At 39.5% G+C, this 16,731-nt stretch carries 14 protein-coding genes and 1 tRNA gene; 6 read left to right on the top strand and 9 right to left on the bottom strand.

The annotated features are described in order from the left end of the window. Position 1: 1 nt before the first annotated feature. The 3 genes from BM073_RS17155 to BM073_RS17140 form a co-directional block, all read right to left on the bottom strand. A complete protein-coding gene (locus tag BM073_RS17155) occupies positions 2-922 on the bottom strand; it encodes an NAD-dependent epimerase/dehydratase family protein (RefSeq protein WP_091655566.1) in 921 nt (306 codons plus the stop codon). Positions 923-1,160: 238 nt separating this feature from the next. Continuing rightward, a complete protein-coding gene (locus BM073_RS17145; protein ID WP_175557947.1) occupies positions 1,161-2,084 on the bottom strand; it encodes a DMT family transporter in 924 nt (307 codons plus the stop codon). A 128-nt stretch (positions 2,085-2,212) separates the two neighbouring features. Next, positions 2,213-2,286 (bottom strand) — tRNA-Ile (locus tag BM073_RS17140). 127 nt (positions 2,287-2,413) lie between these two features. On the opposite strand from BM073_RS17140, the gene BM073_RS17135 reads away from it, so the two are divergent. Both BM073_RS17135 and BM073_RS17130 read left to right on the top strand, forming a co-directional pair. Then, positions 2,414-3,046, top strand: a complete 633-nt coding sequence (locus BM073_RS17135; protein ID WP_091655564.1) for an HAD family hydrolase — start codon at positions 2,414-2,416, stop codon at positions 3,044-3,046. Next, the gene (locus tag BM073_RS17130) at positions 3,036-4,148 is read left to right on the top strand and encodes a site-2 protease family protein (protein WP_091655563.1); all 1,113 of its coding nucleotides are present in this window, start codon (positions 3,036-3,038) and stop codon (positions 4,146-4,148) included. Before BM073_RS17135 ends, BM073_RS17130 begins: the two co-directional genes overlap by 11 nt. Positions 4,149-4,264: 116 nt before the next feature. Here the strand turns inward: BM073_RS17130 and BM073_RS17125 are convergent, their stop codons facing one another. The 6 genes from BM073_RS17125 to BM073_RS17100 form a co-directional block, all read right to left on the bottom strand. Next, a complete protein-coding gene (locus BM073_RS17125) occupies positions 4,265-4,561 on the bottom strand; it encodes a rhodanese-like domain-containing protein (RefSeq protein WP_091655562.1) in 297 nt (98 codons plus the stop codon). 2 nt (positions 4,562-4,563) lie between these two features. Beyond that, entirely contained in the window at positions 4,564-6,390 is a 1,827-nt protein-coding gene (locus tag BM073_RS17120) for a T9SS type A sorting domain-containing protein (protein ID WP_091655561.1), read from the bottom strand. A 6-nt stretch (positions 6,391-6,396) separates the two neighbouring features. Then, on the bottom strand, positions 6,397-7,161 hold the full coding sequence (locus BM073_RS17115) for a PASTA domain-containing protein (protein ID WP_091655560.1): 765 nt from the start codon (positions 7,159-7,161) through the stop codon (positions 6,397-6,399). 119 nt (positions 7,162-7,280) lie between these two features. Next, positions 7,281-10,358: a T9SS-dependent choice-of-anchor J family protein gene (locus BM073_RS17110; protein WP_245756451.1), complete on the bottom strand. Its 3,078-nt coding sequence runs from the start codon at positions 10,356-10,358 to the stop codon at positions 7,281-7,283. Between the two features lie 14 nt (positions 10,359-10,372). Then, on the bottom strand, positions 10,373-10,621 hold the full coding sequence (locus BM073_RS17105; protein ID WP_091655559.1) for a NifU family protein: 249 nt from the start codon (positions 10,619-10,621) through the stop codon (positions 10,373-10,375). Between the two features lie 4 nt (positions 10,622-10,625). Then, on the bottom strand, positions 10,626-11,720 hold the full coding sequence (locus BM073_RS17100; RefSeq protein WP_091655558.1) for an Mrp/NBP35 family ATP-binding protein: 1,095 nt from the start codon (positions 11,718-11,720) through the stop codon (positions 10,626-10,628). Between the two features lie 156 nt (positions 11,721-11,876). Here BM073_RS17100 and dnaG point away from each other — a divergent pair, with 156 nt between their 5' ends. The 4 genes from dnaG to surE all read left to right on the top strand — a co-directional run bounded on the left by dnaG (position 11,877) and on the right by surE (position 16,623). Further along, on the top strand, positions 11,877-13,817 hold the full coding sequence (gene dnaG, locus BM073_RS17095) for a DNA primase (protein WP_091655557.1): 1,941 nt from the start codon (positions 11,877-11,879) through the stop codon (positions 13,815-13,817). Between the two features lie 84 nt (positions 13,818-13,901). Further along, positions 13,902-15,113, top strand: a complete 1,212-nt coding sequence (locus tag BM073_RS17090) for a bifunctional 3,4-dihydroxy-2-butanone-4-phosphate synthase/GTP cyclohydrolase II (protein ID WP_394344575.1) — start codon at positions 13,902-13,904, stop codon at positions 15,111-15,113. 88 nt (positions 15,114-15,201) lie between these two features. After that, complete coding sequence (locus BM073_RS17085) at positions 15,202-15,840, top strand: hypothetical protein (RefSeq protein WP_175557946.1); 639 nt, start codon at positions 15,202-15,204, stop codon at positions 15,838-15,840. Next, positions 15,841-16,623: a 5'/3'-nucleotidase SurE gene (surE, locus tag BM073_RS17080; protein WP_091655554.1), complete on the top strand. Its 783-nt coding sequence runs from the start codon at positions 15,841-15,843 to the stop codon at positions 16,621-16,623. It abuts the gene before it with no gap. Positions 16,624-16,731 lie beyond the last annotated feature (108 nt).

Below are 16,731 nucleotides of genomic sequence, written 5' to 3'. Positions count from 1 at the left end.
ATTATCGAAGACAGTTTTTAAGTCCTTCTCTAATTGGAGTAGGGTAGATTCCATATTTTTGCTGGATTTTTTTGGAATCAAAGCAATAATCCTGGCCTAGTTGATATCGAAGTTCTTTAACCTCTTTCAGTATAGACATAAATAAGGATAAAACAGAAATAAGCCAGGCTGGCATAACTTGAACCTGATGCGAGCTGTTCAATTCTTCATTTAGGATATGCACAATTTCTTCCAAGCTGGGATAGGAAGAGTCAGTTGGTAAGTTCCAAGCTTGATTCCAGGAATCTTCCTGCAATGCCAAAAAAGCAGTTGCTTTGCCTGCGTCGGGAACATAGGTAAAGGAATGCTTTTTGGAAGCTGAGTATAGCCATTGGGGTTTCTTACCTGACTTCATTTTTGAAATGACCATTTCATTCAACATGCTATTACCAGCACCTGGTCCATAAAAATCCGCTGATCGGGCTACAAGTGCTTTTAATTTTTTGGAAGCTACCTCTGACCACAGCATTTCTAATATCTGTTTCCTAACTTTTCCTTTTTTACTGCTTGCCTCCAAAGCAGTTTTTTCAGTTAGATGAGAAATTTCTTCCGGGTCTAAAGCATACATGTTATCAAAAAACACCAGTTTGGCTTGGTTTGCAATAGAAGCGTCTAATGTATTTCGCATGATAACAGGCCATTGTTTCGCCCAAGCTTTGCTAGAATACTGGATGCCTACCAGTAGGAAAATCAGATCTGCTCCTTCACAGGCTTTATGGACTGAATTTGAATCTAAAATATCTCCCGCAAATAGGATGTCAGTATGATTAATTTTTTGAGGCTTTCTGCTGAATTGAACCAGTTGATAATCAGTTTTAGCCAGCTCTAGGGAAACATATTTCCCAATATTTCCATTAGCACCAAGGATAACTGCTTTTTTCATAAGTTCTCATTTTGGATTAAATAGTTTTATGGCATCTAGCAAGGCTGAAAATTATTTTAATTTGGATTGCTTGTATCCTGCTCGATTTCATTTACTATATTTTTTTGGAAAAACTGTTTTTACTTTTTGGTTTCAAGATTTTCTACGAAAAAAACCAATGGAAATCTGGGTTTCTTATATGAATTTCAGAATAAAAATTGGGTTTTTCATCAAACCTCCAAGCTTTTCAGGAGGCAACTTACAGGGGAAGTTTCTTTGGCTTGGTAGCCAAGGATAAAAGTGCAATGGTGGAAAGGATTAGAAATGTTCCTAACCAATCCATAGCAGTAAAAGAGACTCCTAACCAAACTACAGCCATCATGGCTGCAGATAAAGGTTCCACGCTACATAGCAAAGATGCTGTTTGAGCTCCAATCAATGGAATTGCGGTGAGGAAAAAGAAAAATGACAACAGGCTTCCAAAAACAATGATATAGCCAAATGCGGCAAATGACTCTACATCCCAAATTCCGTTTATTTGCCACGGCTGAAGGTAAATGGCAAAGAACAAGCCACCCAAAAGCATTCCCCATCCCGAGACGGCTGCTGCTGAATGTTTGGCAAGTAACTGAACAGGATAGATGGTGTAAAAAGCCAAAGCAAGTGCTGATAGTAGCCCCCAAATCAAAGCTTGCGGTGAAATAACCAAAGTAGACCAAGTTCCGTGGGTGACCAATAGAAATGTGCCCAATACGGCAAAAATCATGGATGCCATTTCAGCTAAAACAGGCCACCTTCTGAACTTAATTGCATAGAAAGAAACCACGAATACAGGGCCGATATATTGGATGACTGTTGCGGTGGCAGCGTTGGAAAGTCGAATGCTGTAGAAATAGCTGAATTGTACTGCCCACATGCCCAGAATACTAAAAATTATCAGTTGGGTAATTGAGCTTTTAGATTTCCATATGGAAAGGGTTTCTTTTTTGGATTGGAAGAAACTAAAAACCAAAAGCAGTGCTCCCGCAAGGATCAGCCTCCAGCAAACCAACCAAGAAGGATCTATATTTTTTTGTTCGAATAAAAACTGGGCACAGTTGCCTGAAATTCCCCAAAAAATAGCTGCCGCCAAAGCAAGAAGCATTCCTTTGGTTTTGATCGAATCAGCCTTTTGGACAGTCATTGATAGCTTGTAAAAATTTCTTGAAATAGCATTTAGATTAATTAAAAAGCAATGGGTTTAAAAAAAATTGCAATGTTTTAGATGAGATGATAAAAAAATAAAAAGCCATCCGTTTTGGGATGGCTTTGTGGGCCCACCTGGGCTCGAACCAGGGACTTTCTGATTATGAGTCAGATACTCTAACCAACTGAGTTATAGGCCCAATAATTACTTTTAAACAAGAAAATTCTTGATAAAATCCCGCTTGGATTAGCTCAAATGCTAAAATACCTTGGTTTTGGGAATGCAATGTTACATATTTGAAATCATATTCACAACCATATTTACGGATGAAAAAAACACCGGACGCAGACTTTTTAATTTTCGATTTAGGTAATGTAATTATTGACATAGATTATCAAAGATCCTTATCTCTTATACGTCAGGAAGTTCCGTCTAATCTTCATCATTTGGTAGATGATTTTTACAAAACTGATTTTCATTATGCCTATGAAAAAGGTTTGATAGATTCTGTAAGTTTTCGAACTGAAGTCAGAAACTATTTTGATCAAGATTGGGAAGATGAGAAGATTGATTCACTTTGGAACTCTTTGCTTGGTAAAATCCCAGCTGAGAGATTGGAATTGGTCAATAGAGTGAGGAAGCACTATCAAGTTGGAGTTTTGAGTAATACCAATATGATTCATATTTTGGCTGTCAACGATATTTTAAAAAGAGATCATGGCCTTGCCAATTTTGACCCTGTATTTGACTGGGTATTTTTAAGTCATGAAATGGGATTGGCAAAACCTCAACCTGAGATTTACCATAAAATGATCACTGATTTGGGTACTTCTCCTGAAAGGGTTGTATTTTTTGACGATCTTGAACAAAATGTTCAGGGAGCTAGTGAAATAGGGATTCAGGCTATACAGGTAACTGGGCCTGAAGTTATTTTTGATTATTTAAAGCATGTACAGTAAGAAGGAGTACTTTATACATACCATATTATTTATCCTTACCCTAATCGCCAGCACTTTAGCAGGAGGTGAATGGGTTTATGGTAAATCAGTCATTGCAAAAGGTGATGATTTTTTGAGCTGGGACTATTTCTTGAGGTCATTTGCATTTTCGATTCCTTTCATCGGAATTCTATTGATTCATGAGTTGGGGCACTTATTCACCTCAATTCATCACAAAGTCAAATCCTCCTTGCCATTTTTCATTCCAGCTTGGTTAGGTTTCCTAGGAATACCTTCCATAGGTACATTTGGAGCCATTATTCAGATGAAAAGTTTCGTCAATTCCCGAAAAAAATTCTTTGATATTGGAGTTGCGGGGCCATTAGCTGGATTTGTGATTGCATTGGGAGTTTTAACATATGGATTTACAACACTTCCTCCAGCTGAATACATTTATGAAATTCACCCTGAATACGCAAATCCTGAATTTGAAGGTTATGGTGATCAGGTGGTAGATTTTGAGTTGGGTAATAATCTTCTTTTCTCACTGATGAGCTCCACGCTAGCTGATCCGGAAAGGATGCCTGAAATGTCAGAGTTAATCCATTATCCCTTCTTATTTGCAGGTTACCTGGCTCTGTTTTTTACAGCGCTTAATCTTTTACCAATTGGACAACTTGATGGTGGGCATGTGATTTTTGGACTTTTCCCAAAGAGGCATAAAGAAATCTCCCTTAGCGCCTTCACCTTATTTCTCTTTTATGCAGGTTTGGGGATGATCAGTCCTTTTTTCCCGGCTGAAGAACTCATTATTAGAATTCCACTTTACTTAGGTTTTCTTTATATCTGTTATCATAAATCGGGACTTACTGCTCAAACAAAATTGACTTTTGCCTTAAGTATAGCGGCAAGTCAATATTTAATTGCATATTTTTTTCCAACCATTCAGGGCTATCAAGGCTGGCTGTTTTTTGGATTTTTACTTGGAAGGGTGATGGGAACAAGACATCCAGAGGTATCAGGGTATAAAGAGTTGGACGCTAGAAGAAAGATTATAGGTTGGATTGCTATTATTATCTTTTGCCTTTGCTTCTCTCCACAGCCATTTATCTTCTCTGAATGATTATCTAAAAGAGTGTAAAATTTATAACTATACCTGGTTATTTTCTGATTTACCAAAAAAACAAAACCCTGAAAAGGTTGCTCTTCTCAGGGTTTAGAAATTTTTTCGGACAAAACTTATAGATCTCTGTAAGCCATGATTCCACCCAAAACATTTCTGACTTGGGAGAATCCCTTACTTTCTAGAAACTTTTTGGCATTTCCGCTTCTAGCACCGCTTCTGCAATGGATGATAATTTCTTGATCTTTGTAAGAATCAAGTTCCTCCAAACGATGGGGAAGATCTGCTAAGGGGATATTTTTTGCTCCAAGATTATCATCTTCATATTCCCACTCTTCCCGGACATCCAAAAAAAGAAATTTGTCTTTTTTCTCCAGTCTTTCTTTCAGTTCTTTTACGTCAATATCTTCCATAATTATTTCACTAAAATTCTAAACGATTCGGCTCCTTTTTCAGAAAGCAGGTGGAGCACATAAATTCCTGACTTCTGACCTCTAAAGTTAAGGATTTCTCCTCGCTCTGTCGATTCTCTCTCAAGTAAAATCTCTCTGCCAAATGAATCGAACACCTTAATGTCTCTAAATTTCCCCTCAATATTCAGTTGATTTTCGACAGGATTAGGGTAGATTCTGAATATCTCTGAAGGATTTTCGGATTGAGCAAAAGGAGGAGCCAGACTCACATGTGGTCTAATCATTAACGAACCTCTTACTTCAGTATTTTCTGCCCACGTACCATTAACATTATAAAAAATCTTATCACCTTGATCATTATTCTTATCCAGACCTATGTGTATGAAATCATTGGTAAACTGGGTAAAACCCACATAAAATTCCCCCGTAACCTGTATGTTGGTGTCCAAAGAGAAGTAGGTAAGTGAGTCAATTCCATTTTTAAATGGAATCAATTCCTCTCTTCTAAAAACAGGTTGATTATCCAGGTTTTGCCAAACCATGATATCTATAGGGAAATCTATTTGATCGGCGTTTGTAAAGTTGATGGTAAGCCCCTTGATATAGACAGGCTGATCCACTTGATACTTAACTGCAAGCATCCCCGAACGCTGATTGATTCCAGCTGCATAATCAGCCCTTCCATCGTCATAGGCAAAGAAATCCCTGATTGGAATAAGAGTCGTCACCGTATCATTGACCCGATAATTTACTTGGCTGAAAAAAGTGCTGTCACCGGAGTTGATTTCAAAGAGACTTTTATCTCCTGTGGTTAAATAAGTTTTTATTTCTAAATCTGTTTCCTCGGAAATTGCAGGTACCTGAGATGGTGAATTACTTGAAAATCCCCTTCTTTCCAGGGCAGTTGGAACAGGGTTGAAAGGGGTGTTTAAATTAATAGGAACTGAAGCACCAGTATTTGTATTGGTAATTAATACAGAGTACTCCATTGCCCGAAACCTATTTTCCAGATTGTAAAATTCGTTTTTAATAGACCCGATAGAGGAGGGTAGGGAAGAAGAGAAAACCGCAGGAACTGCCGTGTAATCCCCAAATTTCAATTCATTAGCTTGGGTTAAGGCTCTATCCAAATAGCTTAATTGATTAAAAGTTCTGCCTGTATTCAAATAGACATAATCCAAAATCCAGGTATCAAATGGTCCTGAAAGGCGACCGAAATTCACAAATCGAAACTGAAAAGCCTCATGCTGAAAGTCGGCTAGGACCTGCACAGATTCTTGAGAAAATTGGTTAGGATCTCGTTCTGGTCCACCGGATATTTCCCAAACGCTGATCCATTGTCCATTTCGGTTTAGAAACTGCAATACCAAGCGGTCGTTTTCATCGGGCATTTCAGCTCTTCCACCAGCCTGCCAAAAGAAGCTTAAAAAGAGACTTGTACTTTGAGCAACTGAAAGTGTAGATAAATCAAAAGGACGGGAAGTCAGGTAATCTCCGGCTCCTTGATCCCTAATTTGTCTTGAATAGGGCTTTCCATTGGAGTCAGTTCCATCCAGAATAATGACTCCTACAGAAGGAGCATTGATTCCAATACTTTCGCTATAGGAAGCTCCCTCGAAAACCCAAGCCAAGGTATCCATGCCTTGACTAAAATCATCCCAAAATGGAAGAGTGTTGGTATTGGTAATTCTCGAATTTGCCCCAAACTCTACCTGAGGTTTGAAGTTTTTGTGTGGAACAGTCCCCAATTCTACTAATTGGGCAAAAGAGGTCTCTGCGCCTATAAAAAGGAGAAAAATCAGAACATAAAAATTGGGTTTATTTCCCATATGGTTTTAGAAACTTCCTTCACCGGAAATCCAAAGATCTATAATATCGCCGGTTTTCACCATTGATTCAGCAGGAGGAGACTGACGAAACACCCTGCCTGATGCTAACGTATCATTTTTCATGTAAGTTTTTTGACCTACTCGAAGGCCTGAACCTAAAATAAGGAATTCGGCATCAATTTCATCCATCCCGATTAAGCTAGGAACATTTAAAACCTGATTCCCCAAACCGTTGCCAACAACCAAATCAATTTTTGCTCCTTTCGGAATCTCAAACCCTTCGGAGATACTTACTCCCCTGTATCTTTGTTCCAATACTACATTTGCTCCAATGTCAGGAACGTATATCAATTCTCCTCTTTCCAACCCAATATTGGCTAGTATTTCCTGTACGTTCTTTAACGGCATATTGACCAAGTTTGGCATCTTGATTATTGGTGCATTTCGGGCATTAAGCGTTAAATAAATTTTTCTTCCCCCTTTTACCTGTTCGTTGGCTGGAGGGATTTGCTTCAAAACCGCTAAAGGTTTTTCATCCATGTTGAAACCGGAATCTGGAGAAACCTGATAATTAAGACCAGCCTTTTCTAAAATATCCTGACTTTCATCAAAAGTATATCCTGATAAATCCGGTACAGACACCGTTTCGCCGTGATTTGTGTACATAGGAAGATAAACTTTTAGGAAAAGAAAACCCAAAAGAATTGCTATGCCTATGATAATGCCAAGGTTGATAAGAATTTTTTTCAGGGAATACTGGAAAGTGCTCATGTATAAATATTAATGCCTAAAGATAATTGGGATTTTTCATGCACCCAAAGATTGGAAATATGGAGGCTTTCTGAAAGGCAAAAAATAAGCCGAAGTGTACATCTTCGGCTTATTTAGCATTAATTAATTATCAATTTTTTTGTCTCGCTGATCGTATTGCTATTGATCCTGACTATATAAAATCCAGGAGGGAAAATCTCTCTGCTGAAAGAATAAGTTTGGTTCAATGTGTTAGGATATACGACTTGCTGCAATACTTGTCCACTTGCCGAAACAATCTGGATTGTCACGTTTTCATAACGAGGCAAGTTAAATGCAATATTGAAGTAGTCGGAAGCAGGATTTGGATAAAGAATACTCATGCCCTCTGTTGGAATTACAGGCTGTGGGTTAGCAGTCAGGAATAGCTCAATATTATCCAGATATATAGGAGTATTAAATCCTTCTCCAGCATCAAGAGCAAAAGCTAACCTGACAGATTGGTTTCCATTACCTGTGAACTCTGTAAGGTTCACGAATTCCCTTCTAAAGTCAGAGGCATTACTTGGGCTTGCTATATTTGCGGATGTAGTTCTTAGATCTTCTCCTACTGCCTCCCAAACAGGAATGTAAGTTTCTCCCGCATTAGAACTGGCAAATAGCGTCAATCGAGTAGAAGGGGCCATCTCTCCAACTGCATAATCGAAAAATACAGAGGCCTGAGTTCGATTGGATAAGTTGAATATTGGAGATCCAAGCCAGTAGGAATTCCCAGGTTGTGGGTTCTGCACTCCATTGACATTGTTGGAGGAATTATTGGTGGGGATTGTCCTCCATGAGTCCCTGTTTTCCTCTGGGTTGATTGTTCTCCAAGGATCAATGGATGTGGAGAAATTAAAGTTTTGTCTCCATGGAACCAAGGTGTTTTGGCTATCCTCGATTACAAACCTTTCCAACTCACTCTCATTACCTATGTTTTGGTCAAAATTTGGAAATATTACTCCATAATTCAATCTATTGACTCCTTCCCGAGTAGAATTTCCTCCGGTTAAATTAAAGCTTGCTCCAGGAGCTACTGGAGCCCCCTCAGCAACAAAAGCTTGAGTAGAAGAGCCATTAATACTTCTTGTAAATACAAATCGCGAAACCGGAAGATTCCCTGTATTAGTCACTCGAATTACCTCTTCCTCGTATCTTCCATCTGAAATCGGTGTAGGAAGAATTACCTCATTCATGGTCAACTCGTATTTGAACTGCTCTTCCTTAAGAATTCTAATATTTCTCAAGTAGATATTGTTACCATAAGAATTAACAGAAATGAAAGCAATTCTGACTTGGCCTAAATCAGCAAATGGGCTAAGGTTTACTAATTCGGTTCTAAACTGACTGTTTTGAGTTGGAATAAACTCATTTAATGTAGGGTTGGAGGTTTCCAATGAAACTCCAGATTTGTCATAGGTAGCATCCGCTATTTGAAATGTATTCCCACAATCTGTAGAAACTGCCACAATCAAGTCATCCTGAAATCCCGGCTGATTGTAAGGAGCATGGGCTAATTCAAATACCAATTGCGCATTTGGATTGGCGCTCAAATCAATGATAGGGGAGATAAAGTAGTCCAATTCACCCGGAGCTTCATATTCGTAATGCCGGATATAGATCAGATCTTGTTGAGTCCCCGAGATTGTCAATCTGGTAGGTTCCCAAGTAAAAGATCCATCAGGATTGGTGATTGACCAGGAACTCGGGATGGAAGCAAGATTCAAACTTAAAGGTAGACTTGCAGCTTGTTGCAAGACTGGACTGGAAGTCAATGAATTGTTTGCTGAGTTTTCATCACTATTATCATTGACTTGAACCACTCTGAATTCTACTTCATTTCCATCAGGTAAAAGATTGAAATTATTAAAACTCAAAGTAGCATCTGCTCCCGTCACCAAATTCAAAGTAAACCTTCTGCTTTCAATAACAGAACCATTTCTTCTCAATTCTACTCTAGCTGAAGTAATAGTTTGTTGCCCTGCATTTTTCACTTGTACAGAAGGAGAGATGATAGGGGAACAAGCAAAATTTCCCGGCTCAATAATTCTTGAAATCGCTAAATCCCTATCCACTAAAACAGGCTCCTGCGTAGCTCTATTATTTACCAAAGTCCTTCTTCTCGGACTATTAGCTAAGACCGCATTGAATCTTTCTACCTGTCCTCGTGTAAAAATATTCATACAGGCATCAGGAGTATAATCCATGTAATTTTGGATCATATCATTAGATCCACAGCTAAATCTGGAAGGATTGTCATTACAGGTATTATTTGAATTATCCTGTTCTGGAGTATCAGACACAAAATCATCTACGCCACAGCCTCCATCTCCCCAAATATGTCTTAGTCCGAAATAGTGTCCAACTTCGTGTGTGGCTGTTCTACCCAGAGATGCTCCTATGGCATTTCCACCACTTCCAAAAAATCTGAAATCAACTGTAACTCCATCGGTAATTGCTGGGGCAGGGGAGAAATTTAAGCCAGGTAAATCTGAAACAGGAAAGGAAGCATAGCCAATAAAAGGTTGGTTTAAGGGCACAACCCAGATATTGAGGTATTCGTCCGGATTCCATTGACTAAGCTGCCCAATCTGCGATGCATCTTGTGGGGCATAAGAGGTTTTGGGACCTTGAATTCTTACTATTCCATTGGTTGGCAGTCCATTAGGATCTTGCTTAGCTAACACAAATTCGATTTTGGCGTCGGCGGCTACCGGTAAAAACTCTGCTGGAGTACGGTTAGCATCTTGATTTAATCTCCTGAAGTCCTCATTGAGAGTTCTAATTTGCGACTCGATTTGTGATAAAGGTACATTAGCTCCCTGACCGATGGGCGTTCCGTTATGAATCACATGGACCACCACAGGAATCAATCTTATCTCTTCTTGAGTTCTTGCAATAGAAAGTGGTTGATTCCTTTGTGCTTCTATTTTGCTGTCTATCCAGTTTTCAAAAAAATCTTTGGTGCCAAAGTATCCCATTTCTTTCACCAGCATTTCCTCCAGCACACCATGAGCACATTTTTCATTATGTGCATGATTACTTTTTGAATTAGCCGTTCCTGAATAATCAGGCAAAGGTGAAATGGTGAAATTTTGAGAATTGGCTGAGGTATATGCAAAAATAGCTCCTAAAAGGAGCATAGTTGCTTTGTTGAAAAAGCTGGAAAATCTCTTCATTTAGTTCTTTTGAATTAGGCCATCGAAAGATTTACAGCCTCTACCCGTACAATTTCAGGTATGGCACGTTTGATGGCATCTTCTACTCCCGCTTTCAAGGTCATAGAAGACATTGGACAAGACCCGCAAGAACCCAACATCTCAATTTTCAAAACCTTATCATCGGTCAACTCCACAATTCTTACATTACCTCCATCGGCTTCCAAATAAGGTCTGATGGTATCCAACGCAAATTCAATCTGTTCTCGTAATTCTGCCTGCATTATATTATGCTTTTATTTCTACTACTTCTGTTTTCTTTTCCTGAGCGTTTCGGATGGCAATTTGTCTAGCAAGTGATTCTGCCAATTCCATATACGCATTTTTTGTTACTCCAGTTTTTAATACCGCAGGATAACCAGTGTCTCCACTTTCTCTAATACTCTGCACTATTGGTATTTCTCCTAAGAACGGTACCTGATACTTTTCTGCCAATTTTTTCCCTCCTTCTTTTCCAAAGAGGTAATATTTATTGTCAGGAAGTTCTTCAGGTGTAAAGTAAGCCATATTTTCAACAACACCTAAAACGGGAACATTAATTTGTGGCTGTCTAAACATGGAAAGTCCCTTAGTAGCATCTGCCAAAGCCACTTTTTGCGGTGTGGTTACAATCAGAGCACCTGTCACCGGCACTGTTTGAACCATGGTTAAATGAATGTCAGAGGTCCCCGGAGGTAGATCAATCAACAAGTAATCCAATTCTCCCCAATCCACATCTGAAATAAACTGCCTTAAAGCAGAACTTGCCATAGGACCTCTCCAGACAACTGCCGATTCGGCCGGTGTCAAAAAGCCAATAGACATTAGCTTAACTCCATACTGAGTGACTGGAATGATCACATTCTTATCTCCAACTTTTTTTACCGCAGGTTGCTCTCCTTCTACATTGAACATGGTAGGAATAGATGGACCTGAAATATCAGCATCTATCAAGCCTACTTTAGCTCCCAATTCTGAAAGTGCAACTGCTAAATTTACAGCAGTGGTAGATTTTCCCACTCCTCCTTTACCAGAGGCTATTGCAATGATATTTTTAACTTCAGGAAGGATTGGAGTAGCGTCCCGAACGGTGGTTACTTGAGAAGTCATATGTAGATCCCATTGGATTCCTTTTCCGAAATCCTCCTCCAAAGCTTCTAAACAATTGTTTTTAATGACTTCCTTTAGTGGACAGGCAGGGGTGGTAAGGACAACTTTCATTCGGATTACATCGCTGGAAATCTCTATGTCCTGTATCATTCCCAAGCTCACCAAATCTCGCTTAAGGTCCGGATCCTGAACTCTGGAAAGTGTTTTTAATATCGCTTCTTGGGTAATCTGCATTTGTAAATAAAATTTGCTGCAAGTTAGGGCTAAGACTTCGCTTTTGGAAGCTAATCCTATTCCTATGACTCACTAAACTAGCTCAGTGCTCAAATAGTTCTCCATTTGTCCTTTCTATTTGGCTGGGAACATTAACTTTGTTTACTCGGAAAAATTATGGGAATCAGTAAACTCACCACAGATAAGGTTAAAGAAAGAATGGACATAGAAGAGATCATCTCTGATTATGTTCCACTCAAGAAAAAAGGCCAAAACCTTTGGGCTTGCTGTCCTTTTCATGGTGAGAAAACACCTTCATTCTCGGTTTCACCAGCTAAGCAAATCTACAAGTGCTTTGGCTGCGGAAAGGCTGGCGATCCACTTCAGTTCGTAATGGATATTGAAGGGATAGGCTTTCAGGAGGCGATCAAACACCTCGCTGGAAAGTATGGAATCGAAGTAGAGGAAGATGAAACCCGTACTCCTGAGCAAGAGCAGGCTCAAAGTGAAAGGGAAAGTCTTTTGATCGCTTTAGGCTTTGCCAGAGATTTTTTTGTAAAAAACCTGCAAACTGAAGAAGGAAAAAGCATAGGCCTTAGTTATTTTAAAGAAAGGGGTTTTGGGCCTGCCATCATTGAGAAATTCGATTTGGGCTATGCATTGAATGGATGGGATCATCTTTTAAATGCTGCAAAAAAGGCAGGTTTCACCGAAGATATTTTACTCAAAGCAGGACTCATACTTCAAAAGGAAGGAGATCCTGATAGGAAGTATGATAGGTTTAGAAACAGAGTAACATTCACTATCCACAATATCAGTGGAAAACCTATTGGGTTTGGAGCAAGGATTCTGACTAAAGATAAGAACCAGCCCAAGTATATCAACTCTCCTGAAACGGCAGTATATCATAAAAGTGATGTGCTGTATGGGATGTATCAGGCCAAAAAGGCCATTCGTGATCAGGACAATTGCTATTTGGTCGAAGGGTATACAGATGTCATTTCTCTCCATTTGTCTGGGATTGAGAATGTGGTGGCCTCCTCAGGCACTTCGCTTACAGATGGGCAAATCAAATTAATCAAGCGCTTTACCAATCAGGTAACCGTTTTATATGATGGAGACTCAGCAGGAATCAAGGCATCTCTTCGGGGAATTGATTTGCTGTTAGAAGGAGGTTTGAACGTAAAAGCTGTCGTTTTCCCTGAAGGTGAGGATCCGGATAGCTATTCCAGAAAAGTTGGCTCAAAGGCTTTTCAGGAATATTTAAATAGTCAAAGCCAAGACTTTATCGGCTTTAAAATTGGCTTGTACCAAGATGAAATCAAACGGGATCCAATCAGGAAAGCAGAGGTAATCCGTGAGGTGGTTCAAAGCATTGGGAAAATACCAGATCCTATTGTTCGTTCCGTGTATGCGAAAGAAGCTTCTGGTCTCTTGGATATAGAGGAGGAAATTGTCCACGCGGAGCTGAACAAGGGGCTTCTCAAGAGTCAGAAAGATGCCTATAGCAAGCAAAATGAGCAGGAAGAGTCTGCTGATACACCTTTTGAAAATTTCCTCCCAACTCAAGAACAAACTTCTTTTTCTGAACTTCTCAGGCTTCAAGAGCGGGAGATGATCAGGCTTTTGTTGAATTATGGTTTGGAAAAATTGGAAGGTCAGGACCTGCAACTTTCAGATTATTTACTGAGCGAGACCCAGGAATTGGATTTCGAGACGCCTGTTTATTCAAGAATTTTAAAAATCTATCGCGAGAGGCTTGCCAGAAATGAAATTTCAGGAGTGGATTATTTTTTGTCATTGGATGATGCAGAAGTCAAGCAGGAAGTGATTGACTTGATCAGTCCTAGGTATGAAGTATCTGTGCACTGGGAAGAAAGACATCAAATTATTATTAATAAGGAGCAGGATGATCTAACCTTAACAGGCTTTAAAACTATTTTGAGACTGAAAAGGAAATTTGTCAAAAAAATGATGGAAGAAGCCAAGCAAAAGATCAAAAATGCTGAAACCCAGCAATTAGATGAAAAGGAGATCATTGAGCTTCAGGAAATCTATTTTGCTTTGAAAAAAGTTCAGGTAGAAATCGACCGGGAACTAGGGATTGTTATTGGGTAAAACCAAACTTTCTTTGGCATCATCCTGTTTTAAATCCGAAAGCACTTAAATTTGCTTTTCCTAATGAATTCAAACCCAAATCTTGTGGAAAAATACCAGTTGGATCCCATCGAGGATGCCATAGAAGCAATCAAAAACGGTGAAGTGATCATTGTAGTAGACGATGAAGACAGGGAGAATGAAGGGGATTTTGTTTGCGCAGCAGAGAAAGTCACTCCTGAAATCATCAACTTCATGGCCACTCATGGCAGGGGTTTGATTTGTGCGCCATTAATTGAAGACAGATGCGAGAAGCTGGGCTTGGAAATGATGGTTGGGCAAAATACCGCAGCTTTTGAAACTCCATTCACCGTTTCCGTAGATCTCATCGGACATGGTTGTACTACCGGTATATCAGCTTCCGACCGAGCTAAAACTATCAAAGCATTAGTGGATGATAGCATAGATCCGTCTGAATTGGGCAAGCCGGGACATATTTTCCCTTTAAAAGCAAAAAGAGGAGGAGTGCTCAGAAGAGCAGGTCATACTGAAGCAGCTATAGACCTTTCGCGTTTGGCAGGATTGCAGCCAGCGGGTGTATTGGTTGAGATCATGAATGAAGACGGAACCATGGCAAGACTTCCGGATTTAGTGGAGGTTGCGAAGAAATTCAAGTTAAAGCTGGTCTCCATCAAGGATCTAATAGCTTACCGATTAAAAAATGAATCTCTGATCAAACGAGAAATTGGCGTGGAGATGCCGACTGACTGGGGAAATTTTGATTTGATCGCTTTCCGTCAAACAAATACTCAAGAACTTCATTTGGCATTGATCAAAGGAACTTGGGATAAGGATGAGCCTATTTTAGTTAGGGTGCATTCTTCCTGTATGACTGGTGATATTTTCGGAAGTTGCCGATGTGATTGCGGCCCGCAATTGCACGCTGCCATGCAAATGGTGGAAAAAGAAGGAAAGGGCTTGGTCTTATACATGAACCAAGAGGGTAGAGGAATTGGTTTGATCAACAAGCTCAAAGCTTATAAGTTACAGGAGCAGGGAATGGATACTGTACAGGCAAACCTTGCCTTGGGACTGCCCATGGATTCCAGAGATTATGGAGTTGGAGCCCAAATTTTGAGAGATTTGGGAGTTGGGAAAATTCGCCTAATTTCCAACAACCCACAAAAGAGAGTAGGTTTAATTGGCTACGGACTGGAAATTGTGGAGCAAGTGCCAATTGAGATTAAGCCTAATCCTCATAATGAAAAATATTTAAAAACTAAGCGGGATAAAATGGGACACAATATCTTAAAGTAAGTTTCTTTAAGTAAATTGGTTTCGTCGGCAAGTTAAAATAGGCTAACCCAAACTCCCAAATACCGTTTAATCAAGCATGATAGTTAGCATGAAAAAAGCATTATTTACCATCACCTTGCTCTTTGTGGCTACACTTTCCTTGATTGCTCAGAATCAATTTCCTTCTCAGATTTGGCACAAGGGAAATATTTACGGAGCTGATGGCCAGACCTACTCAGGTCTTGTAAAATATGACCTGGAAAATAATTTAGTTCAGTTACAAACTGAGCGGATTTCCACTTTTACAGCTTCCAATGTCACCAATTTCGAAATCTACGATGAGATCTATGGAGGCATGAGAAGATTTTATAGTTTGCCTTATTCCCTGAATGGAGATTACGAAACCCCAATCTTTTTCGAGGTTTTGACGGAAGGAAATGATATTGCCTTATTGTGCAGGGAATACGTTGCGACGGATTCCAGAAATATGGGTGCTTGGGGTCCTATGGGAATGAATCCTTTTTGGGGACCACAAACCATGACTGGATATAGACTAGCTTTCAATTATTACTTTTTCAAAGACAATCAAATACAGAAATACAGCTTGAAGAAAAAGGACCTCTTCAACCTTCTTTCGGGTTACGAAGATGAAATCAGCCTTTTCATGCGAAAAAACCGATTGGAGCATGATAAAAGAGGGGATTTGCTTCGCATTACAGCCTATTACAACGAATTGAATAAAAACTAAATGTCCAAACCTTTAATTCTCGTCTCCAATGACGATGGCATTACTTCTAAGGGTATTAGAGTGCTAGTATCTATCATGAAAAAACTGGGGGAGGTGGTTGTTGTAGCCCCAGATAGTCCTCAATCTGGTATGGGGCATGCCATAACAATTGGAGAAACTCTTAGACTATACGATGAGGATATTTTTGATGGAATAGCTGCTTACAAATCCAGTGGTACACCAGCTGATTGTGTAAAATTGGCAAAGCATTATGTTTTAAAGGATAGAACCCCTGATTTGGTGGTTAGTGGAATTAATCACGGTTCCAATACATCGATTTCTGTTTTATACTCCGGTACAATGTCTGCCGCCATTGAGGGAGCTTTAGAAGGTTATCCTTCAATAGGTTTTAGTCTTTGCGATTATTCTTCCAAAGCAGATTTTTCTCATGTGGAAGAGTGGGTGGAGAAAATAGCACGGCAAGTTTTGGAAAATGGAATTCCCAAAGGGATTGCCTTAAATGTCAATTTTCCTCCAAAGCAAAATGAGGATATCAAAGGCATAAAAGTTTGTCGTCAGGCAGATGCAAAATGGCAGGAAGAGTTTTCAGAGCGATTTGATCCTACGGGGCGAAAGTATTTTTGGATGGCAGGAAACTTTGTGAATTTTGATAAAGGTGAAGACAACGATGAATGGGCGATTGCTAACAATTATGTTTCCATCGTGCCCTGCCAATATGATCTCACCGCATATCATGCCATCACGCAAATGAATAAAAATTGGGATTGGGAAAAATTAAAATAATTTCTAACCCCGTTTAATCTGATTTTCAATTTTCATCCGTATTTCTAGGTCAGGATCAGAATAAGTATGTTCATAATTCACTGATTCTATTTAATTTGCACTTGGAAT

It is taken from the genome of Algoriphagus ornithinivorans, assembly GCF_900115305.1.
GTDB classification, from domain to species: Bacteria; Bacteroidota; Bacteroidia; order Cytophagales; family Cyclobacteriaceae; genus Algoriphagus; species Algoriphagus ornithinivorans.
This window is presented reverse-complemented; position numbering and strand designations above follow the sequence as displayed.